Source organism: Kaistella carnis, from assembly GCF_003860585.1.
Lineage (GTDB): Bacteria > Bacteroidota > Bacteroidia > Flavobacteriales > Weeksellaceae > Kaistella > Kaistella carnis.
The window spans coordinates 1,453,761-1,475,154 of the sequence record NZ_CP034159.1; the positions used below are offsets into that span (position 1 = coordinate 1,453,761).

The following is a 21,394-nucleotide window of genomic DNA, read 5'->3' on the forward strand; positions in this document are numbered from 1 at the left end:
CGAAAAAGTTTTGAGCTTTTGAAGGCTCAAAATTTTTCAGAATAATTTTTCAACTTACACAGTTAGTGAAACACTACCGTATATCTATTAGCGGGTCGGAAGTTCCTATCATGAAGATTTCTGCTAATTGTTCAATTTGTTATATTTACAAAGATCATTTATAAAAAGTCCCCGCCAACAGAAATACCCAACCGTTAGCGGTCAGGCTAAAAGACAACCCGTAACAGAATGGAATACTTAGTAAAAGACGAAATATTAGAATTGAAATATCAACCAGGCAAAGGTGCGTGGACTTACCATATCCAAATTCCAAACACGAAACACATAGTTGGAAAATGGGGTTCAATGAAAGTTTCAGGCACTATTGACAATTATAAAATTGAAAGTATCAACCTCGCAAAACTAGGTGACGAAGACAAACTAATTTCCATCAACGACAAAATCAGAAAAGCGATAAATAAAAGCGGTGGCGACAAGGTTACAGTGACACTTTGCCTATTGACTACAAAAGAACAAATTACCGAAAAAGAAATCTTAGAAACATTCAAAGGAGAAGGGGTTCTGAAAGCCTTCAAAAAGTTGACTAACGAAGAACAAAAAGAAATTATTGGAAAAATTGCTTCTACCAAATCGGAAGAAAAACAAATTAAAGTGATTTTGAAATTTATTGACCAATTAAGTAAAAGCAATGATTAAGCAGACATCACTTGACTTCCTTTCAAATCTTAAACTAAACAATTCAAGAGAATGGTTTGAGCAAAATAGGGACTTGTACGAAAATTATAGAAGTGACATACTTCAATTGACTGAAAATCTTTTGAAAGAATTATCCAAGATTGATAACGCAATTTTACAAGCCAACTTAGACCCTAAAAAGTGCTTGACGAGAGTAAACCGAGATTTAAGGTTTTCAAAAGATAAGACACCTTACAAAAATTATGTCTTAATTGTTTTTAACAAGAATTACCCGCAGCCAAACAAGGCAGAATATTTTATTCACATAGAACCATAAAATTGTTCGGTTGGTGGTGGAGTTTGGCAGACAACGCCTGAGTATTTAAAGAAAATTCGTCAAGAGATTGATTATTCATTTACAGCCTTCAACAAAATCATAACCACTTCTGAATTTCAAAAAACATTTCCTAACGGAATACAAGGTGTTGGAAAACTCAAAAAAATGCCATACGGCTATGACGATACTAATCCGGCAAACGAACTTCTGAAAATGAAAGGATTTTGCACCAAAGAACCGCTCAATGACAAGGTATTAACAAGTAAAGACTGTATTAAAACTGTAATGGACTTTTACAAAACAACAAAACCAATTATTGACTACATAAACAAAGCAATTGAGTATGACGAATAAAAAGCCCGAACCGCTAATAACTAAACTTTCGTTTTGCAAAAGCGGGGGCTTCATACTTCTATGACAGTGAAGTGCTAAATTCAAACTTTGTGCATCTAATGAAGTTTAGTACTGAAAATCCCCGCCTTCGCAAAGCGGCAAAACGTTAGCTGTAAGTGTCCAAAAAATCACGTATCAAAATGAAATATTACTTTTTTTTTCTAATCATTTTATCTTTAAATTTAACTGCTCAAAATTTTGAGAATTCAATTAAAAAAACAGAGAAATTAGTTGAGAAATTTCAAGACAAAAATAAAATTCCAGGGATTGCTGTTTCAATTTCCTATAAAGATAAACTTATCTATTCAAAAGGATTTGGAGTTTCAAATTTAGAAACAAAAGAACCAATTGATCCGTCGAAAACAAAATTTAGAATTGCAAGTATGACAAAAAGTCTAACTGCATTAACTATCGGAAAATTAATGGAAATGGACTCCATCGACATTAATAAAAGTGTATATTCATACCTGAAAAAATTACCCAAGAAAAAATATGACTTTACAGTTAAAGATGTTGGCGGACATTTGGCTGGAATTATAAGAGTTCCATCTGGAGAAAGATACGATTGTAAAAATACATATTCACAAGCGGATTTTTATAACTCTTTTGAAAATGATGATTTACTTTTTGAACCAAAAAAACAATTGAGTTACAGTAATTACGGATATAAATTGCTTGGTTTGATAATTGAACAACAATGTGGAGACAATATTACAAATTGTCACCGAAAATTAATTTTAAATAAATTGAATCTTGACAATATAACTCCCGATTCTAAAAATAACGAATCTTTAAACAATAATTTTTACATTGAAGAAAAAGGACAAAATGTTTTAGCTCCTTGTCTGGATTGCACATTCAAACACGCTCAAGGTTGTTACATTTCTACATCTGAAGACATTATTAAATTAGCTAATGGAATAATTTATAAAGACCGATTATTAAAAGAAGAAACGATTAAAGAACTCATTAAAACTCAAGAAACACTTGATGGAAAAAAAACAGGTTATGGGTTTGGTTTTTCTTCAAGAAGAGATTTTTATGGGAATTATTATTTTGGACATAATGGAGGTTATCAAGGAACGACAACAGAATATAGAATATATCCAAAAGAATCACTTGTAATTACCGTTTTGACAAATAAAAGTGGAGATTTTAGATTAGATGATTTGTTAAATGAAATAGGTTTTCAATTTATTGAGCAAATTAAATAATAACACCTACAGCTAATAACTAAGCTTTCGTTTTATCTGCAAGACAAGAAATGAAAGCCTGTTGAACGGAACCTCCGGTGGCTTTTCCTCCCCAGTTGGTAACCTTATGGAGTTATCGTTTTTAGAATTTAGGATATTAGAGCAGTTTTTTAGAAGGACTGCTTTTTTTGGGAACTGAGGTGAGATTTTTTGAAGCACTCACCGGCTTTTCTTTACTTTTAAGATATAAAATCCCTTACCCACAAAGTTTATTTTGCAGACAGAATTTGGGTAACGAAAAGAAAATCCTGTGGCGGACCTCTTTGTCCGAAAAGGGCGATGGTGATCAAGTTTCCTTCCTTGCAACACCGACATTTCTTAAGCAGCGTTTTGGGTGTTACCTCCGGGATCTTGATCTTTAAATCGGATTGCAGAGCATGGAATTTCCCACGTTCCCAGCTGTACTTTGAAGCATTCGCCAGATTTCTTCACGGCTTAAAATAGTGGGAAGTTTTTTCACTTTTGGAATCGCGGGAAGATGGAGGTAGCTGTAAGGCAAGCCTTCGGTTTTTAGCAAAAACCGCAGGCCGTAAACGGTATGTTTAAAGTACGACTGAGAAGGGGTTTTTGATCGCTTTTGAAGTTCAAAAAGGTAATCTTTGATGTCTTCCGGGTCTAATTCGGTAGGGACTTTACCGAAATGAAGCGCTAAGGCTGCAACGTGACGGGAATAATTATCAAAGGTTCTGGGACTTTTTCCTTGAATTGAAATATTTCTTTCGAAACGTTGTATCAGTTCCGAAAAACCTTAACTTCGCTTGAAGCGCGATTCAAAATTTTGTTCGTCCTTAAATCCTCCGGAGATTTTTTTTTGTAGCCATTTTAGAGATTTTATTTTATGTTATGATCAAACAAAGTTAATAAAACAGCCTCAGGAAAAGCTACCGGAGGTTTAGTTCAACAAGCTATTTCTACAAGCGGGTATCAAGTTCTCATCGAAGATTTTAGCGGTTAATTAAGTTTTTAGCAAGTAGAAAGTTTTCGTATTTTTAGCCCGCCTGCAGAAATACCAAACCGTTATCTGCAATCCCCCTACCATGAAAAACAGTTGAGTTTTCGTGCTAACGAAGAAAATAATCCCACCCAAAAGCAATTTTTTTTACCTTTATACTGCTCCTTGAAAAGACCGGTTTAAGCAATGGTGTTTAAAAAACCCGTCTGCAATTCAGGTAAGATTGCACAAAAGTCTTTGGTAGTAATACTTCAGACGGTGTTAGTTTTTAATGGTGAGTCCGCCAAAAGCAGATATCCCGATCAGAATAATTTCAAATTTAGCAAAGTGCAATCCTTGGAGTTTTTATTGGTTTAATTTAAAAAATTAAGACATGGAAATTAAGAAGCAGATTTCACTCGAAGTGGTACATCCCAATGCGTGTGGAATAGACATTGGCAGCCGCAGCCACTGGGCAGCTGTAGGGCAAAATGCGCAGGATGTAAAAGAATTTGGGGTGTACAGCCAAGATCAGCTCGAGATGTGTAACTGGCTACACTCAAAAGGTGTTACCTCCATTGCAATGGAATCCACCGGAACTTACTGGCAAAACCTATTTTCCACTTTGGTGGGCCAGGGTTTTGAGGTGATTTTGGTGAATGGCAGACAAACCAAAAACATCAAAGGAAAAAAGACCGACATTAAAGATTGTCAGTGGATACAGAAACTGCATTCTCTCGGGCTTTTGAGTGCCAGTTTTTTGCCAGATTCGGACACGGATACTGTACGGACCTATTCCAGACACCGGCAGAATCTGCTGAAGCAATCCGCATCATGCGTCAGGAGAATTCAAAAATACCTTCGGTTGATGAATATGCGGTTAGAAGTCGTGGTAAGGGATGTAGTTGGTCTTACCGGATCATCGATTATTGAGGCTTTTTTAAATGGTGAGCATCAAGGTGAGGACTTGGCAAAACTCCGTCATTATAATTGCCGGAAATCAGAGGAAGAAATTGCAAAAGCCCTCCAATTTAAGGGTCGTAAAGATTATCTTTTCGCTTTACAACAGGAATGGAACTCCTATAAACACCTTCAACAGCAAATCACAGAGACAGATTTACAAATTGATCAACTGCTGAAAGAACTCATCGATAAAGACGACCATAAGAAACAGCATACCATTGAAAAAAAAAGCACAAGCGAAAAAACAAAAATGCGGTAAGCCAAACGGATATGAATTTAATTGCTTACCAATACTTCGAAGGTGTAGATCTGATGGCTATTGAAGGGGTAAGTCAGGGATTGATTATGACCCTTATTGCTGAAATCGGATTAGACTTTATTAGGAAATTCCCCACTGCTAAACAGTTCACGGCATGGCTTAGGCTTGCGCCAAACAACAAGATAAGCGGCGGGAAAGTCTTGTCTCATCACATTCCAAAAGGAAGTTCAAGACTAAAAATTGCTTTTCGAACCACGGCCAATGCCATAGGGAATCTGAAAGAAGGCTGGCTTGTTGACTTCTTCAAGAGGATCAATTATAAAAAAGGACGAGCCACTGCTGTGACTGCCTTGGCCAGAAAACTGGCAGTCATTATTTGGAATACGCTGGTGAAAGGTCAGAACTACAATCCACCAACACAATACCTTTTCCTTGACGAAAAAAGAAAGATGGGAATGGTAAAGAGGATTCAAAAACAAATTACTAAATTTGGTTTGACTAATGAAGATCTAAGTTTTATAACCAACTGATTTTCAATAAATAAAATTAACGTTAGTCAGAATAATATTACGACCATGCAACAATGAAATTACCTGACGACATAGAAACAAATATCTTACTACGGAACAACTCTCCGATGGATGACTTTTTGGGACTATCACCGACTGAAATTCATCATTTACTTTACGACACATTTGGCGACAAATCTCCAATTCAATTTCATGAAGGTATTGACGGCAAAACCCTCGACCAAATTCCTATTTTTAGAATTGTAGAAGATTATTTGAAAATAATTCAACGTGACAAACAAATTAAGCTGACACCTCTCGGAGCATTACCGAAGAAAGTAATGGTAGAACTTTACGACAAGAGATATTTGCTCGAAGAACATATAGAAAACGGCATAACTAAACTTTGGAGAGAAGAAGACAGTATTTCCATCAGGAGTGCAAGACTGACAGTCGAACTTGCAGGACTTGTAAAAAAAATATCAGGTAAACTAACTTTGACAAAAACAGCAACCAAACTTCTTGAGACTAACAATCGCTTACAAATATTCAAACAGTTTTTTAAAGCGTTTACAGACAAGTTTCTTTGGAGTTTTAATGACGGTTATCCGGAACAACCAATCGGACAACTGGGTTGGGCATTTTCAATAATTATGCTTGACAAATATGGCGACCAACCACAAACGGTTGACTTTTATGCTGACAAATATTTAAAAGCATTTCCAAAATTCATTACGTTTTTCCAACCTGACTACTCTACTCCTGAAAGACAATTTTTTAGATGTTACGGTGTTCGGACTTTTGACAGATTTTTACTTTGGTTCGGTTTCGTAACAGTTGATAAACAGAAAATATTTTTAGATTTAGACACTGATAAATTTAAACGAACAGATTTGGTGCAAAATATTATCAAAATTGACGACCAATGATAATGGACAGAGAAAGAATTACTGCTGCTAATAACTAAGCTTTAGCTTCGCTTTGTTCACTTCGTTCGGGTCGTCTTGTCCTAAGGACAGTAGATGAAAGCCCGTTGAACGGAAGCTCCGGTAGCTTTTCTTGAGCTTCAGTGGATTATCCACGGAAAATTTTAAAGATATTGAAGAGACTTCTAGAAGAATCTCTTTTTTTGGTCGTTTCCATTTTTTAGTAACTTTCTACAATAACGTTAAACTCTCCTAGGAATCGGATGAAATATTTTATGATGAACAAATTCTGATGGGGGAGAACATTACAAAATTGGCTGACTTTCGATGATTAACATTAACGTTATTTAACATCTTTTGTATTTTTAGTTTGATTAGGAAAACCTATTTTTGTTAGAAAGAGTTGAAGAACACTCTTAATAACATTAAAATTTTAAATTATGGAAAAGTTTGCAATATTAGCTAGAGTAGAAGCAAAACCGGGTAAAGAAAATGACGTATTGGAATTCCTAAAGTCAGCCTTACCACTTGCGGAAGGTGAGCCAGGAACCGTAAGATGGTATGCTTTACAAATCGGTCCTTCTACTTTTGGAATATTCGATACTTTCGGAACTACAGATGCAAGAGATGCTCACTTGAATGGTGAGATTGCAAAGGCTTTAATGGCCAATGCTTCTGAATTACTTGCTAAAGAACCTGTACTTGAAATGGTAGATCTACTAGCAGTAAAGTAAGCAATCGAACACAAATTTTTAATACAGTTAAATGGAGCAAGGCATTTCCCCGGCTCCATTTTTTTATATCATTTTGTGAAAGGTTGAACCTTTGCTGTGTATACAAGATTTATCTTGATTATTCAAAGAAAATTTTAATTTCGCATAAAAAAAAGAGACTGAAAACAGTCTCTTTTCTATTCTTAACTATTAGAGTTTTTTAAGTTCTTCTAAAACAGCTTCGCCAACTGCATGAGCAGATTGAGGATTTTGTCCTGTTACCACTCTTTCGTCTACGGTAACGTGTGTTTGCCATAAACCAGATTTTTCAAACTTGGCTCCACGTTCTATTAATTTAGATTCTAATCTAAATGGAACCACTTCATCTAATTTAACCGCAGCTTCTTCTTCGTTGGTGAAAGCATTGATTTTTTTGCCATCTACCAAGTATTTTCCATTGCTGAGTTTAATATTCACCAATCCAGCAGGACCGTGACAAACCGCACTTACGATTCCATTTTTTTCGTAGATTTTTTGTGCGATTACTGCCAATTCTTCATTATCTGCAAAATCCCACATCGTACCGTGACCTCCAGCATAAAGAATCCCCACATATTCATCAGGATTTACTTCTGAAGGCGTCATGGTGTTCTGAATTTTATTTTGATAATATTCATCTGCCAAAAATCTTTCATTAACCTTATCATCTGGAGTATTTCCATAATACGGCGGATTTCCACCTTTTGGACTCACGAAATCTATTTCGTAACCAGCATCTACTAATACCGCCCAAGGATGCGTAACTTCACCTAAATAATAACCGGTAGATTCACCAGTGTTTCCTAATTCGCCGTGGCTCGTAACCACGAATAATACTTTTTTGCTCATTCTGTTAGATTTTATTGTTTGTGCATTTATCATATTAATCCCTAAAAAAAGAATACAACCCGTTAAGAAAATAATCTTGGATAAAAACTTGTTGTGATTCATTTTACTATTGATTTTTAATGATTTGATAGTGCAAAGGTAAATGCACCTCTCCACAAACAACAGGACCTACCTCACAACTTTTTTGTGACCTACATCACATTACACCGAAAGCCGACTCAAGGTTTCTCTGGAAACACCTAAATATGAAGCGATTAATGTTTTGGGCAATCGTTGTAAAAGTGTGGGATATTGAGAAATAAATTGTTCGTAGCGTTCTTTGGCATTGCTATTCAGCAGAGACAAAATTCTTCTTTGGAGTGCTATATAACCATTATTAGACTTTTTCCTGAAAAAATGTTCTATTTTATGCATATCTGCACAGAGTTTCTCTCGGTTATAGAGAGACAAAGTAAGTACTTCGGTAGATTCTAATGCATCAATGGTAAAAGTAGCTTCCGTTTGATTAAAATACGCCTGATAATCGGTAATCCACCAATCTTCCATTGCAAATTGCATGATGTGCTCTTTCCCTTCTTTATTCAGGTAAGATGCTTTTAACAAACCATTCATCACAAAATAATCATTTTGTACGGTATCTCCTTCTTGAATTAAAATCTGATGCTTTTTAAATTTTTTCAAGGTAAAATGAGACAGGATGTACTCGAACTCCTGGTCAGTTAATGGCGTAATTTTCTCAATTTGACGTCTTAAAATCTCACTCATATTTTTATCATTCTAAATTGCAAACAAAAGAATTGTTGCCTCCAAATGTAAACTATTGAAACCAAAAAATCCATCACTCTTGATGGGCTTTTTAAATATGGTAGATGGAATTCTTATGGATTGTTGGAGAAAACAAAAGCTATAGAATGATATCTTGGTCGGACCTATTTTTGTGTTTGTGGATTGTAAAAATCAATTGATAAAAGAAATCCGAAAAAGCAGTTTATCATTTTACTGAAACAACAAATAAATATCGCAAAAAAGTTTTCAGGATCTGACGGAACTAATGCCTCATACAACTCTATTTTTACTGTTAATTCTTTAGCCAAAACTATCACAGCGATGATTGCATTGAAATTGGTAATCTTAGGAAAATGGAATTTTAACGAACCTATATAAGTATACCATCCATTAAAATTGTCTCGCAGTTGAAATAAAAATTTTATCTCAAAAAAAAACACGTCGTATAATAACTAAGCTTTAGCTTCGCTCTGTTCACTTCGTTCGGGTCGTTTTGTCTGCAGGACACAAGATGAAAGCCCGTTGAACGGAAGCTCCGGTAGTTTTTCAGCAGTATGATGGTTCTCTTATGGGGATATCGTTTTTAGAATGTAAATACGTATATAAGTAGTTTTCATCGAAAATTTTAGCGATCAATTGAATTTTTTAGCAAGTAGAAAGTTTTCGTATTTTTAAACCACTTGCAGAAATACCAAAACGTATCTGCAATATTTCACCAAACTATGTGTAAAGAATTATTTGACAAATTACGCGCTGATACGGCTGAGCTTTATAAGAGTTATCGTTTAAATCATTTTAGCTTATTTTATATTCACAAATATTATGTAGAAAAAAGTAACGAGCATACTTTAGAAAATTTTGTAATTGAAGATAAAATCAATGAATCAGTTCGTTTCGATGGTGAGAATATGATTAAGGAAACTTTTGATAATGGTAAGTATCAATTTTTAGTTTCTTCATCAGCGATTGTTAATTTTTATCAAATATGGGAAGATAAGTATCGAAAAAAGATCTCGAAAGAAGTAAATATTGATGTTATCAACAGTGAAGTTTATTACGAACTTAACAAACTAAGACAATCAATTGTACATAACAGTCATAGACCAACCCCGGAATTTAAAAAAGTTGCAAGTAATTTTAAATTCATATTAATAGATGATAAATTAGAACTTACTGTAGAGGAAATTCATAAAATCTATAAAATATTACTGCAGGAAATTGATGATTTAGAAAAAAAGTACTGCAGATAACATATTTATACAAGCGGGTATCTAGTTTTCGTCGACGATTTTAGCGGTTAATTTAGTTTTTAGCAAGTAGAACGTTTTCGTATATTTATCCCTCCTACAGAAATACCAAACCGTTACCAGTAATTTTAGAAATGAAGAAATTAACCAGGAGGAAATTTATAAAAACAGGAATATTAGCCACAATTGGATTAGTACTTTTGGACTCACTTTGGTTTGAAAAATATTTAATTGACTGGAATTATTTTGACATCTCAAAATCGGAAAAGAATAAGATAAGAATCATACAAATTTCGGATTTACATTTAGATCAATTAAGATACTTTCACAAATCTATTGCGAAAAAAATAAATTCAATGAAACCCGATTTAATATTCATCACCGGAGATTCTGTTGATAAAACAGAAAAAATAGAACATTTGAACTTATTCCTTGAATTAATTGATAATTCGATTAAAAAGTACGCTATAACGGGAAATTGGGAATATTGGGGAAATGTTAATCTTGAAGAACTTAAAAGTGTCTATTCGAAAAATAATTGCGAATTGTTAATAAACGAGAATAGAAATGTTTCAATAAGAGATCGTGATATAACAATAATTGGAATTGACGATTTAATTGGCGGCAATCCTGATTTCGGAAAAGCGACTGAAAATCTAAAAGATACTGAAACAAATATCGTTTTATCACACTGTCCCGAACAAAGAGATATAATTGCAAAACAAAAAGGAAATTTAAATATTGATCTAGTTCTTTCTGGTCATACTCACGGAGGACAAATTACATTTTTAGGAATTGTTCCTTTCAAACCTCAAGGAAGTGGAAGATATTTAAAAGGTTGGTATAAAGACTCGGAACCAAAAATGTATATTTCAAAAGGAATTGGAACGAGTATTTTACCAATTAGATTTGGGGCAAGAGCAGAAGTGGTAGAAATGGAAATATAAAAACTACTGGTAATAACTAAGCTTTCGTCTTGTCCGCAGGACACGAGATGAAAGCCTGTTGAAACGGAACCTCCAGTGGTTTTTCCTCCCCAGTTGCTCACCTTATGGAGTTATCGATTTTAGAATTTAGGATATTAGAGCAGTTTTTAAGAAGGACTGCTTTTTTTGGGAACTGAGGTGAATCCTTCAGAGAAATATTTTAAACAACATTAAAGCTTGGTTATAGACCCGGTCGAATTTTTCGGTATTTTCTTTTCCCGGATCAAATATACACTCAATAAAATCAATATCCCACCCAATGCATACCAAATGGTAAACTGTTCATTATCCAGTACACCCCAAATCACTGAAACTACCGGTATTAAAAGTGAAATCGTACTTGCAAAAACAGCAGAGGTATCCTGAACAAGTTTGAAAAATAAAAACATGACCAAAGTGGTACTTATGACCGTTAAAAATACCAGATAACCTAATGCTGTGAGTGTTTCGTTTTGGGTATAATCAATATCTGTAAAAAAACCTGAAAATCCTAAAATCAAAAGAGACGGCACCATCCAAACTGTATAGATTCCTGTTGATATATCGGTCGATTTAATGTGGCTTAGTTTTTTTTCAATAATAAGAGCTGCAACAGCGTACAATGCCGAACCTATCGTTAATAAAATGGTATAATAAAGATGACTTTCGCCAGTTCCCGAATTAGACGAATATACTAAAACAATAGCACCTACAAAACCAATTATTGCTCCCGCGTATTGAATCATCTTATTTCGAATTCCAAATAAAAAAGCACCTAGAATGAGTGTAAAAATAGGGTCTAATGCATTAATGATTCCTGCTAACGAGCTGCTTACACCCTGTTGTGCAATGGGAAAAATAAAGACGACCAAAAAGTTGCCAAATAAACCGGAGAGGGCAATCCAAAAAATATCCTTTTTCGTCATTTTTTTCAAGGCGGGGAATCCAATAAATGATAAAATAAGTCCTGATAATCCCGCCCTAAAGGCTCCAATTTGATAAGGGTCAAAGACTGGTAAAGATTTTTTAATAAGGATAAAAGAAGAACCCCAGGTTATGGATATGATAATGAGTAAAAAATATTTGTTCTGAATGAATTGCCTCATAAATAGGTTGAATTTTTGTTAGATTGGCAAATTTAATTTTTTTTATTTGGTAGCGGGTTTACCAATGTCGTTTAATTAGTTTTTTTCTCTTCGATTTCAGATATTGTAACCCTTTTTTCGATTAATAGGTAGAAATTCTCTGCCTCTTGTCTCTACCCTAACACTTTTATACACCTTATCATTTAATCATTCCACCAGAGAATAAAATCATCAATTTTCGCATTTAAAGGGATGCTGTTGGTGTTTACGCTTTTAGTTTTAGCATTCCACCAATCTTTGGATAATTTGGATTTTGCAATAGAAAAACTCGCATGAATTTCATTTACAGTGAGCACAATGTGCCCTTCGGTAGGTTCAATTTTAGTTATAGGATATGCCTTTTTAATATCAGCATACGTTGAATTTTTGCTGATTCCTTTTTCGGTTTTAAAAAAAGGACTGTTGATCAAGACTCTGTTGATTTTTTGATTCACCTTACCGGTATCTTTAGGGCTTAGTGTAAAAAGAAGTTGGCTATCAGGGCTGGATATTTCGTAATTGCTATAAACATCATCTGCAAATTCGCCGTGTTCAACTTTTTTGTTAATCTGGGCATTAGGGATGGTCTGCAATACTTCAGCAATCGTATTTTGATTGGTATAAGCGCCAATGCTGTTTGCCGCAACCCTGTTTTTAAGGTACTTTCCTGCCAGTGAGCCGCCACCCCCGCAATACTGCATCATCGCAAAACGCTCATCAAATTTTTCAGTAAATACGTCTACTCCTAAATTGTCGTGAGAAGGAGCAATGTACATCAAGACTGCTTCATTTTTTGCCAGATCCTTTTTACCCGCAATATTCACCCACAGCGTATCTTTTTTCAACATTCCGATACCGGAAAAACGGCAGTTCTCTTGGTCTTTTACGGGAGATGACGAAAAAATAATTTCATATTGCTCCCCTTTGGGAATAATAGAAAGGGTCTCCGTATAATTTCCTTTTTCCTCATGATAAGTTTCATACACCCCTTGGTAGGAAAACTTCTGTTGCTTCTTTAATTGGTACAACGCTTTCAGACTACCGGTATTGGGTTTCATATCACTTCCCAAAAGTGTTAATTCATTTTTACCTGTTAAAAAATGCAAAGGCTTTCCCTCTTCTTGAATGGTTAAGATATGGTCTTTGATGGTATAGTTTCCTTCAGAAGTAAAAGCAGCATCTGCTTTGCCAGCATAAACGGTTTCATATCTAAAAGTTTTATCCTCATTCAGAATCAGAGAAACCTCAATACCACTACAGTCGGCACAGGGGTAAGTTCCTTTGTAAACTCCCTGATCATCTAAAGCATATTCCGCTGACTGTTGCCCTTTTGGCGTTTCTTGTTTTTTAGCTTTGCTACATGCAGTGAGTGCCAATAAAACGATAATAATATAAAGAAAGTTGCGCATAATTAATTGTTATTTTTAAAATTTCGATTTAGGCATGGGTGTACACAAAAACTGCGCCGCTACACAATTATAAAAAAAAATTATTCATGTAAATTGTACAGTTATAGCGGCTAAAAGGCAAGATTTTTATCCGAGGTAAGGAGATTGCCTAAGATCTTTTTTCGTCACGCAAACGATGTGACTATCTAAACGAGTTTGCACAAAAACCTGAAAATAAAAACTACATGGATAACCTTTAGGTCTGATCGACTATGGAAAATCATGTTGAAGTCTGTTTCGTCAAAATGAACGAAAATAGCCAAAATGAATTTAGAAAAAACATTCTCAATTCTGATGCAATTCGTTTTAAAGAGTGTGGTAGAATACGTTTAGAATAATATCATCTTCAATCTTAAAATAAAATCACTCTCAAAAGGCCGTTTCCAGAGAAACAGCCTTTTCTTTTAGAACAAATTCGATTATTTATACGCTTCAATCGTTTTATTGATCAAGTCGATTTGCTTGTTTATAGTAGGACTGGAAGGATTGGCTTTTAAGACCATCATTTTCTTCGCAAGACCATCTTTCAGAATTTGCACAATCATCATTTTCGCCTGTGGATTATTGCCGATCTGGCCCTTAACCTGCGTTAAAACTTGGGTCAAATTCTCTGTAGCTTTTAAGTTATCGGAACTCATGATCCAGTTGAAACCCTCTTCTGCAGAAGCTCCCAATTCCGGTTTCTGAAATTTCAGGAACGGATAAAATGCAACCGTCGCAGCAATAGCGGGCATTTGCTTTTCAATTTTATTTTTTACAATGATGGGTAAAAGTTCTAAAATTAAATCGTCACTGGCGCCATTTAAATCTACTTTCTCTGCCAACACCACCACTCTTGCCGGATCTACCGCTGCGATTCCCGTAAGTGAATTCGCCTTTACGGAATTGGAAACCGCATTCAATCCTTTTTCGAAAAGTGGAAGGTATTTCTTATCTTTTGTTTTTCCCAAAGCCGCGATTGCAGCGCCCTGAACCAATGTTTTCGGATCATTGGCAGCCAGTTTTTCAACTTCCGAAAGCGCAGCTTTTGCGTGGTCTGTCTTTGATAAATCCAAACCACTCAAAGCTTTCATTCGGATTCTGAAGTTCGAATCTTTTAAAGCAGCGATCAAAGTTTTTAAAGCAACCGGATTTTTAGAAACCTGATCCACTGCATTTTCTACGGCTTTGTATCGGCTCAAAAACTCTTTAGAATTCTGATACTGCATCAAATATTGCTCCGGTGTTTTGGTATCGGTAAACTCTCCCAACACTACTCCGTCTGCATTAATATTGACTAACTCAGGATTTTTACTCACCGTAAAAGTAAAATCATTCTTCTCTTTGGCACTTACCCATACGTTTTTACGGGAAGGCTTTCCATTTTCATAAATGTCGATCGCCAAAGGAAACTGAAAATTCTTCCCAAGCTGCGTTTGGTTTATGGTAATGGTCACCTGTTTTTTTACAGGTTCAAAAGTTGTGGTGTAACCAACTTTCGGATGTCCACTGTCAAAATACCATTGATTAAAAAACCAGTTTAAATCTTTACCGGAAACTTTTTCTAGAGACAGGCGCAGTTGATGGGCTTCACCCGTTCCATATTCGTGGGTTTTCAAATAATCATTCAGACCTGCAAAAAAAGCATCGTCGCCCAAGTAATTGCGAAGCATGTGAAGAATCGCGCCTCCTTTGTTATAAGAAACGCCATCAAACATATCTTCGCGGGAATGATAATTAAAACGCACCAAATCTTTTGTGGGGCTGGAAGGATCCATCAAATAACCTTGAATCTCCTTCATCATACCATAGTCAGCAAGGTCTTTTCCGTATTTATGTTCGTTCCAAAGGTATTCTGAATAGTTGGCAAACGATTCATTTACTGTAAGGTTGCTCCAGCTTTCTGCCGTAACCAGATCACCAAACCAATGGTGAAACAATTCATGCGCAATGGTACTTTCCCACCTGTTTTCATCAATTAAGTCGCCGGGTTTTTGCTGAGCAGATTCCTGGTGAAGAGTCGCAGTTGTATTCTCCATCGCCCCGGAAACGTAATCTCTGGCGGTGATTTGGGCATATTTAGACCACGGATAGTCGTAGTTTAATCTTTTTGAAAAGAACTCCATCATTTCCGGAGTGTTTCCAAAAATCTGTCTTGCATAAGGTTCATATTCCTTTTCTACATAATAATCCACAGGAATATTTCTCCATTTATCCTTTACAACCGCATAATCTCCTACGCCCATGAAAAATAAATATGGAGCATGTTTTTTATCCATCACCCAGTGATCGGTTCGCAAACCATTGCTTTCTTTGGTTGATGATTTCATTAAACCATTTGATAATGTTACGTACTTATCAGGAACGGTCATGTATATTTCCTGCGTAGTTTTTTGGTTCGTTTTGTCGATGGTTGGAAACCAAACCGAGCTTGATTCTGTTTCTCCCTGAGTCCAAATCTGCGTTGGTTTATCAGGATCAGTTCCTTGAGCATTAATAAAATAAAGACCTTTCGCATCAGTGATTGCGGCGCTTCCCTTTTGTGTTATTTCATTTGGACGAGCCGTATATTTGATGTACACCGTATAATCCTGATTTCGATTGTAGATTTTATCGAGATTAATTTTGAGCATATCATCTTTATACTCGTATTTCAAAGGAGTTTTGCTTCCGTTTTTATCCAACGCAACTTCATGAATCAGCATGGCCTTCGCATTCAAAACCAAAGAATCGGTTGGATAGAAATATGGCGACGCAGTTAACCATTCTTCTCCACCCATTTGTTCTTTTTGGTAATCGAAATTCACTTTTAGTTTCGTATGTTTCAGTTCGGTCATTTTGGTGTGCGACGCTCTGTACACTTCGGTTCTTCCGGAAGTTTCAGTTTGGGCAAAAACATTTCCCGAAAATAAAATTCCGAGTAAACTAATGGAGATGATCAGCTTTTTCATTTATTTATATAATTTGTTATTTTAAAGAATAAACCTTTAAAAGATTTAGGATTTTTTATTGACAAAAGTTTCGAATAAATCATTCACAAAAGATTCATAGTCGCCACTTTTCAACTGTTCTTTACTTTTATTCACCGCTTTTTTCAGATCACTTTCCTCATTTTCATGATTGATGATTTCCACAGATTTTATGCCTTTAATTTGAATTAAAAGCTCCGTCAATTTGCCAAGATCTGCGTTTTCTTCGAGGTTGATTTTTAAAGATTTCATTGAATGATAGGTATATAATTTAAAAGAAAAGTTACAAAAAAAGTGAAGCTTTAACTTCACTTTGGTTTTTCATTTTTTCAAACCTGTACATTTGAAACGTTATCAAAGATTTTGAACTTTGAAAACGTAAATTAAATCGAAACCGGCGCTTTAATTCCGGGATCTGGTGAATAATTTTCTAACGTAAAATCTTCGAAATCAAAATCGAAAAGATCTTTAATTTCTGGATTCAATTTCATTGTTGGTAAGGTCTTCGGAGTTCTGGAAAGCTGTGTATGAACCTGGTCAAAATGATTATTATAAATATGAACATCACCGAAAGTGTGAACATAATCGCCTACTTCTAAATCGCAAACTTGTGCAACCATCATTAATAAAAGCGCGTAACTCGCAATATTAAAAGGAACTCCCAAAAATACATCTGCACTTCTTTGATACAACTGAAGTGACAATTTTCCATCGGCTACATAAAACTGAAACAAAGCGTGACAAGGCGCCAAAGCCATGTTCGGGATTTCCGCAGCATTCCAGGCGGAAACGATTAATCTTCGCGAATCCGGATTTTTTTTGATTTGATCAATGACTTCGGTAATCTGATCAACTACTTTTCCGTTGGCACCAGTCCAACTTCTCCATTGTGCACCGTAAACAGGACCGAGATCGCCGTTTTCATCCGCCCATTCATTCCAGATTGAAACGCCGTTATCATTCAAATATTTAATATTCGTATCGCCTTTTAAAAACCAAAGCAATTCATAAATAATCGATTTCAAATGGACTTTTTTGGTCGTCACCATCGGGAAACCTTTTGAAAGATCGTAACGCAGTTGGTAACCAAAAACGCTTCTGGTTCCGGTTCCGGTTCGATCGGTTTTATCTGTTCCGTTGTCTAAAATATGTTGAAGGAGGTCAAGGTAATTTTGCATTGAAATTAATTTGAAGATGTGATAATGGGCTAATTTGAAAATGTAAATTCTCAGAAAAGATCAGTTTTCAAATTTACCAAATTTTTAGAATTTTTTGCTTAAGATTATTTAAAGAAAATTCTTCTTCTTTTTTCTTTCCGTTTAAGGCTTTGCCTAAAGGACTTTCCGTAGAAATGACAAAGATCTTCTTTCCATTAAAAGTAATATCACCTAATGAAACGGCGATGTAAAAAAATCCTTTATCAGTTTGCACTAAACTTCCCAAACCGATTTTTTGATGAAGATTGGTGTTGAGTGTTTTTAAAGAATTCCCCGCCTGAATATTTTCATTGAGCTGAACCTGAAGATTGTTGATTTCCTGCTGAACCATTTCCCGGGAGGTTTCATATTTATCACCCATCGAACTTTTGGTTTCGTTATTTGATGCTCGAGTTTCAGATATCATTCTTTCTAAAGTTGCGATCTTTTCTGAAAGTCTACCCTGTATAATTTGAAGGATTTCGGATTTGTTCATTTTGATTTATTTCGAAACCCTTCCAGCCTCTAAAAAGCCGAAAGGGTTCTAACATTATTTTTCCATCACTGCATATCCGCCAACCGGCAAGTAAAAACTTTTATCTTTTGCAAAATCTTTCACCGGACCGGAAAAAACATTTTTAAATATTCCGGAAACATTTTCATCATCGATCGTAAAAGAAACATTTTCTTTGGAGAAATTTAAAACCGTTAAGACCTCATCTTTTCCATTCTTTCTAACGTAAGCCATGACTTTATCATCTGCAGAAGTCTTTAGAATTTGAGTTGATGCCACAGGATCGCCACCTCGCAAGGCAGGATTACTGGTTTTTAAAGTCAATAAAGTCTTATAGAAATCGTGCAGTTCATATTTACCATTCCACGGAATTGGATCTTTCTCGAAAAACTCCAGACGTTTGGTCTTCAAAGGTAATTCCTGACCATTATAAATCAGCGGAACTCCATTCCAAGTCACTGAAAATACTGCTAAAGGTAAAGCCAAATCCCCATACTTTTCATACTCAGTTCCATTCCATGTATTTTCATCATGATTGCTGGTAAACCAAGCTCTCATGGAAGAATCACCGATATTAGAATATCTTGTCAACAAATTCTTTAGGTCTGAAAAAGAAACTTTTCCTTCATTGTAGTCTTTTGTTTTATGCATCCAAGTCCAAACGTAACTGGCGTCAAAGACTTTCCCATATTCCGGATTATCGAGTTCATCAAATTCCCCTAAAAAGAAAAGGGGTTTTATTTTCTCTACTTCAGGCCGCGCCTGTTCCCAGAAATCGACTTCAACCCAACTTGCAAGGTCACAACGGAATCCATCAATATTGGTTTCTTTCACCCAAAATTTCATGGCATCGATCATCGCCTGTCGCATTTGTGGATTTGAATAATCGAGTTCAATGATATCATCCATTCCGGAAGCGATATGGAATTTACCATCCTCGTCTTTTAAATAATATTCGGGATGAGATTTGGTCCAGACATGATCCCAGCCGGTATGATTTGCCACCCAGTCGATAATCACTTTGAAACCCATTTTGTGTGCTTCATCTACCAAATGTTTAAAGTCCTCCATCGTTCCGAATTCCGGGTTAATGGCGGTATAATCATGAGCTGCATATTGACTTCCCATGGTTCCTTTTTTGACTTCCTGAGAAATCGGCGTAATCGGCATGAACCACAAAGTTTTAACGCCCATTTCTTTTAAACGGGGCATTTCTTTTTCAAAGGCACGGAAAGTTCCTTCCGGAGTATATTGTCGAACATTGACTTCGTATATATTCGTGGTATGCTTCCACTCGCTGGGTAAATCCATTTTTTTTGTATTTGTTTGCGTGCTGCAGGAAATCACTCCCAAGCCTAAAATTGCTAAAAGCATAAGTCTTTTCATAGGTGAAGATTTAGGGCAAATATATTGTTTATTATTGAAATTTTGACAGCCGTAAAAGCGCTTTATTACTTTTCAAAAGAAGAATAAGCTCCTTTACACTCCTTACTTCCATAAAAAAACCCCGATATTTCGGGGCTTATATTCTAGTGTTGCTTATTAATCCAAATCATCATCAAAAGCATCGTCAATGAAATCATCGTCCTCATCATCAAAGGTTTCGTCATCTTCATCTTCAAAAGCAGTAACGTTGAATTCATCTTCAAAACTTGGGAAATCGTCTACCGCAGGAATTACGCCATTTCTTTTAGCTTTCGCAGCGGTTCTGTTTGGTGCTTTCAATGGCATTTTGCCAAAACGGAAAACCGTAATCGGATAATTAACGGCGGGTTTCTCATCGATCACTTCAACCAATTCGACGAAAAATTCCCAAAGGTCCATAAAACCATACTGAAAGTGAATTTTGTCTCCCGGTTTTTCAAAAACTTCGGTCAGGTAAACATCAGACATAATTTCTCCTTCGCCATCATCACTCATGTCTTCCAGTGGTACAGATCTCATGACCACGCCCTCTTCGTCTAAGATATTAAATAGAGACAAATCTTCTCCCATCAGCGAGAATGCACTCTTGATCCCTAAATGCAGATTCCAAAGCGTTTGTTTGCATTTGATTTCTACATCTCTGAAAATATCTTCTTTGGTGTCTAAAATAATTCGGAGTTTATAAACCATTATTACTTTAAATTTTTACGATTATTTTTTAGTTGTATTTGTTCGGGTACAAATATAAAACAATTGAAATATGGCAAGAAAAATAATGATGTCTTTTTATTTAAAAAGTTTTGCTTACATTTTGGCGCTGCCTTAAATGGCTTTTTGTAGAGAGAAACTAAACTTTGTCCCTTCCAGATACACACTTTCTGCAGTAATGTTTTCCTGGTGTGCTTCCAATATATGTTTTACGATGGCCAATCCTAATCCGGAGCCACCATCATTTCTGTTCCTGCTGGATTCTACACGGTAAAACCGCTCGAAAATACGGGTCAACATTTCGGGTTTTATTCCCATTCCATTGTCCTCAACATCCACTAAAACTTTGGCGTTCTTAAGGCTCGTTCGTACAGTGACCGTTGCACTTTCGCGATTGGAATAATTGATAGCGTTGGATATGAGATTCATTAAAACCTGTGATATCTTTTGGCGGTCTGCATGCACAAACATTTGATTCGATGTCGTTTGAAGGACAATTCGCGTGTTTTTATTCTGAGCTTCCAGATCCAGCAGATCGATCATTTCACGGATGAGTTGATTTAAATCAAATCTGCTTTGGTTTAAAGTAATTTCGCCACTTTCGAACTGATTGATCATATCCAGATCTTTTACAATGTTAAGCAAGCGTTCCAATGATCGGTCAATCCGTTCCAGATATTTATCGCGAATGGACAGATTCTCCACGCCACCTTCCAATAAAGTATCTACATAACCCTGAATGGTGAAAAGTGGCGTTTTCAGCTCATGCGAAACATTTCCCATATACTCCTTACGATACGTTTCCATTTCTTTCATGGTATCGATTTCGGTCGTATTCTTTAAATTCAGATCAGAAAATCTTTGACTTAATTCTTTGAAATTAAGATCAGCTTCTTCATCTCTGATTTCTTCAGGTAAAATGGTGGAAATTTTTTTTATTTGTCTTTTCCCATAAAAATTAAAGAGGAAATCAACGACGAGATAATTAATCACGGCCATCACCACAAAACTAAGGAGCAAGATCCAGTAAAATTCCTGCGCGGTCGTAGAAAATTTCTCTTTCGCTTCATCAAAAATTAACGCCAGCAAAAGCATGACTGCGGTGAGGACAAGGGACGCCAAAAGAGTAAGCCGTTGAAATTTCATGGTGCTGGTCAATCGATCTTAAAAATTGCGAGATTTATAA

Annotated in this window: 20 protein-coding genes and 2 pseudogenes; 9 read left to right on the forward strand and 13 right to left on the reverse strand. The window is 35.7% G+C overall.

Annotation, left to right across the window (positions count from 1 at the left end; all coding sequences use genetic code 11):
- The first annotated feature begins 228 nt into the window (after nucleotides 1–228).
- From EIB73_RS06610 to EIB73_RS06625, 3 genes and pseudogenes are all read left to right on the forward strand, one after another.
- Nucleotides 229–696, forward strand: coding sequence for a YdeI/OmpD-associated family protein (locus EIB73_RS06610; protein ID WP_125023772.1), 468 nt, complete (start codon nucleotides 229–231; stop codon nucleotides 694–696).
- Nucleotides 689–1,366, forward strand: a pseudogene (locus tag EIB73_RS15185) (DUF2461 domain-containing protein). The gene EIB73_RS06610 and the pseudogene EIB73_RS15185 overlap by 8 nt, the downstream one beginning before the upstream one ends.
- A 179-nt stretch (nucleotides 1,367–1,545) precedes the next feature.
- Nucleotides 1,546–2,619, forward strand: coding sequence for a serine hydrolase domain-containing protein (locus tag EIB73_RS06625; RefSeq protein WP_125023778.1), 1,074 nt, complete (start codon nucleotides 1,546–1,548; stop codon nucleotides 2,617–2,619).
- Between the two features lie 248 nt (nucleotides 2,620–2,867).
- Here the strand turns inward: EIB73_RS06625 and EIB73_RS15370 are convergent.
- Together EIB73_RS15370 and EIB73_RS15375 are read right to left on the reverse strand one after the other, a co-directional pair.
- Nucleotides 2,868–3,059: pseudogene (locus tag EIB73_RS15370) on the reverse strand (IS91 family transposase); the annotation flags it as partial.
- Nucleotides 3,017–3,394 (reverse strand): phage integrase N-terminal SAM-like domain-containing protein, encoded by a 378-nt coding sequence (locus EIB73_RS15375; RefSeq protein ID WP_449404362.1) that lies wholly within the window; start codon nucleotides 3,392–3,394, stop codon nucleotides 3,017–3,019. The gene EIB73_RS15375 and the pseudogene EIB73_RS15370, both read right to left, overlap by 43 nt.
- Before the next feature lie 589 nt (nucleotides 3,395–3,983).
- Here EIB73_RS15375 and EIB73_RS15195 point away from each other — a divergent pair.
- From EIB73_RS15195 to EIB73_RS06650, 4 genes are all read left to right on the forward strand, one after another.
- Nucleotides 3,984–4,811, forward strand: a complete 828-nt coding sequence (locus EIB73_RS15195; protein WP_228411296.1) for an IS110 family transposase — start codon at nucleotides 3,984–3,986, stop codon at nucleotides 4,809–4,811.
- Nucleotides 4,812–4,822: 11 nt separating this feature from the next.
- Nucleotides 4,823–5,341 carry a transposase gene (locus tag EIB73_RS15200; protein ID WP_228411297.1) on the forward strand — a complete coding sequence of 173 codons (519 nt, stop codon included), beginning with the start codon at nucleotides 4,823–4,825 and terminating at the stop codon, nucleotides 5,339–5,341.
- A 53-nt stretch (nucleotides 5,342–5,394) separates the two neighbouring features.
- Nucleotides 5,395–6,249, forward strand: coding sequence for a hypothetical protein (locus tag EIB73_RS06645; RefSeq protein ID WP_125023780.1), 855 nt, complete (start codon nucleotides 5,395–5,397; stop codon nucleotides 6,247–6,249).
- Between the two features lie 437 nt (nucleotides 6,250–6,686).
- Nucleotides 6,687–6,980, forward strand: coding sequence for a putative quinol monooxygenase (locus tag EIB73_RS06650; RefSeq protein ID WP_088468742.1), 294 nt, complete (start codon nucleotides 6,687–6,689; stop codon nucleotides 6,978–6,980).
- Nucleotides 6,981–7,169: 189 nt separating this feature from the next.
- Here EIB73_RS06650 and EIB73_RS06655 read toward each other — a convergent pair whose 3' ends face one another.
- Entirely contained in the window at nucleotides 7,170–7,847 is a 678-nt protein-coding gene (locus EIB73_RS06655; protein WP_031503614.1) for a type 1 glutamine amidotransferase domain-containing protein, read from the reverse strand.
- A 201-nt stretch (nucleotides 7,848–8,048) separates the two neighbouring features.
- Nucleotides 8,049–8,612 carry a Crp/Fnr family transcriptional regulator gene (locus EIB73_RS06660; protein ID WP_063970727.1) on the reverse strand — a complete coding sequence of 188 codons (564 nt, stop codon included), beginning with the start codon at nucleotides 8,610–8,612 and terminating at the stop codon, nucleotides 8,049–8,051.
- A gap of 743 nt (nucleotides 8,613–9,355) precedes the next feature.
- Here EIB73_RS06660 and EIB73_RS06665 point away from each other — a divergent pair.
- Nucleotides 9,356–9,883: a hypothetical protein gene (locus EIB73_RS06665; protein ID WP_125023782.1), complete on the forward strand. Its 528-nt coding sequence runs from the start codon at nucleotides 9,356–9,358 to the stop codon at nucleotides 9,881–9,883.
- Between the two features lie 131 nt (nucleotides 9,884–10,014).
- Nucleotides 10,015–10,827, forward strand: coding sequence for a metallophosphoesterase (locus tag EIB73_RS06670; protein WP_125023738.1), 813 nt, complete (start codon nucleotides 10,015–10,017; stop codon nucleotides 10,825–10,827).
- A gap of 209 nt (nucleotides 10,828–11,036) precedes the next feature.
- Here EIB73_RS06670 and EIB73_RS06675 read toward each other — a convergent pair whose 3' ends face one another.
- The 9 genes from EIB73_RS06675 to EIB73_RS06715 all read right to left on the reverse strand — a co-directional run bounded on the left by EIB73_RS06675 (nucleotide 11,037) and on the right by EIB73_RS06715 (nucleotide 21,354).
- On the reverse strand, nucleotides 11,037–11,951 hold the full coding sequence (locus EIB73_RS06675; protein ID WP_125023784.1) for a DMT family transporter: 915 nt from the start codon (nucleotides 11,949–11,951) through the stop codon (nucleotides 11,037–11,039).
- Nucleotides 11,952–12,133: 182 nt separating this feature from the next.
- Entirely contained in the window at nucleotides 12,134–13,378 is a 1,245-nt protein-coding gene (locus tag EIB73_RS06680; protein WP_125023786.1) for a copper resistance protein NlpE, read from the reverse strand.
- 458 nt (nucleotides 13,379–13,836) lie between these two features.
- On the reverse strand, nucleotides 13,837–16,347 hold the full coding sequence (locus tag EIB73_RS06685) for a M1 family metallopeptidase (RefSeq protein WP_125023788.1): 2,511 nt from the start codon (nucleotides 16,345–16,347) through the stop codon (nucleotides 13,837–13,839).
- Between the two features lie 45 nt (nucleotides 16,348–16,392).
- Nucleotides 16,393–16,617 carry a hypothetical protein gene (locus EIB73_RS06690; protein ID WP_125023790.1) on the reverse strand — a complete coding sequence of 75 codons (225 nt, stop codon included), beginning with the start codon at nucleotides 16,615–16,617 and terminating at the stop codon, nucleotides 16,393–16,395.
- 131 nt (nucleotides 16,618–16,748) lie between these two features.
- Complete coding sequence (locus EIB73_RS06695) at nucleotides 16,749–17,543, reverse strand: thymidylate synthase (RefSeq protein WP_125023792.1); 795 nt, start codon at nucleotides 17,541–17,543, stop codon at nucleotides 16,749–16,751.
- A 73-nt stretch (nucleotides 17,544–17,616) separates the two neighbouring features.
- Nucleotides 17,617–18,057, reverse strand: coding sequence for a GreA/GreB family elongation factor (locus EIB73_RS06700; protein ID WP_125023793.1), 441 nt, complete (start codon nucleotides 18,055–18,057; stop codon nucleotides 17,617–17,619).
- Between the two features lie 54 nt (nucleotides 18,058–18,111).
- Entirely contained in the window at nucleotides 18,112–19,461 is a 1,350-nt protein-coding gene (locus EIB73_RS06705) for an alpha-amylase family glycosyl hydrolase (RefSeq protein ID WP_125023795.1), read from the reverse strand.
- Nucleotides 19,462–19,617: 156 nt separating this feature from the next.
- A complete protein-coding gene (locus EIB73_RS06710; RefSeq protein ID WP_125023797.1) occupies nucleotides 19,618–20,190 on the reverse strand; it encodes an IS1096 element passenger TnpR family protein in 573 nt (190 codons plus the stop codon).
- Between the two features lie 132 nt (nucleotides 20,191–20,322).
- Nucleotides 20,323–21,354 carry a sensor histidine kinase gene (locus tag EIB73_RS06715; RefSeq protein ID WP_125023799.1) on the reverse strand — a complete coding sequence of 344 codons (1,032 nt, stop codon included), beginning with the start codon at nucleotides 21,352–21,354 and terminating at the stop codon, nucleotides 20,323–20,325.
- Nucleotides 21,355–21,394 lie beyond the last annotated feature (40 nt).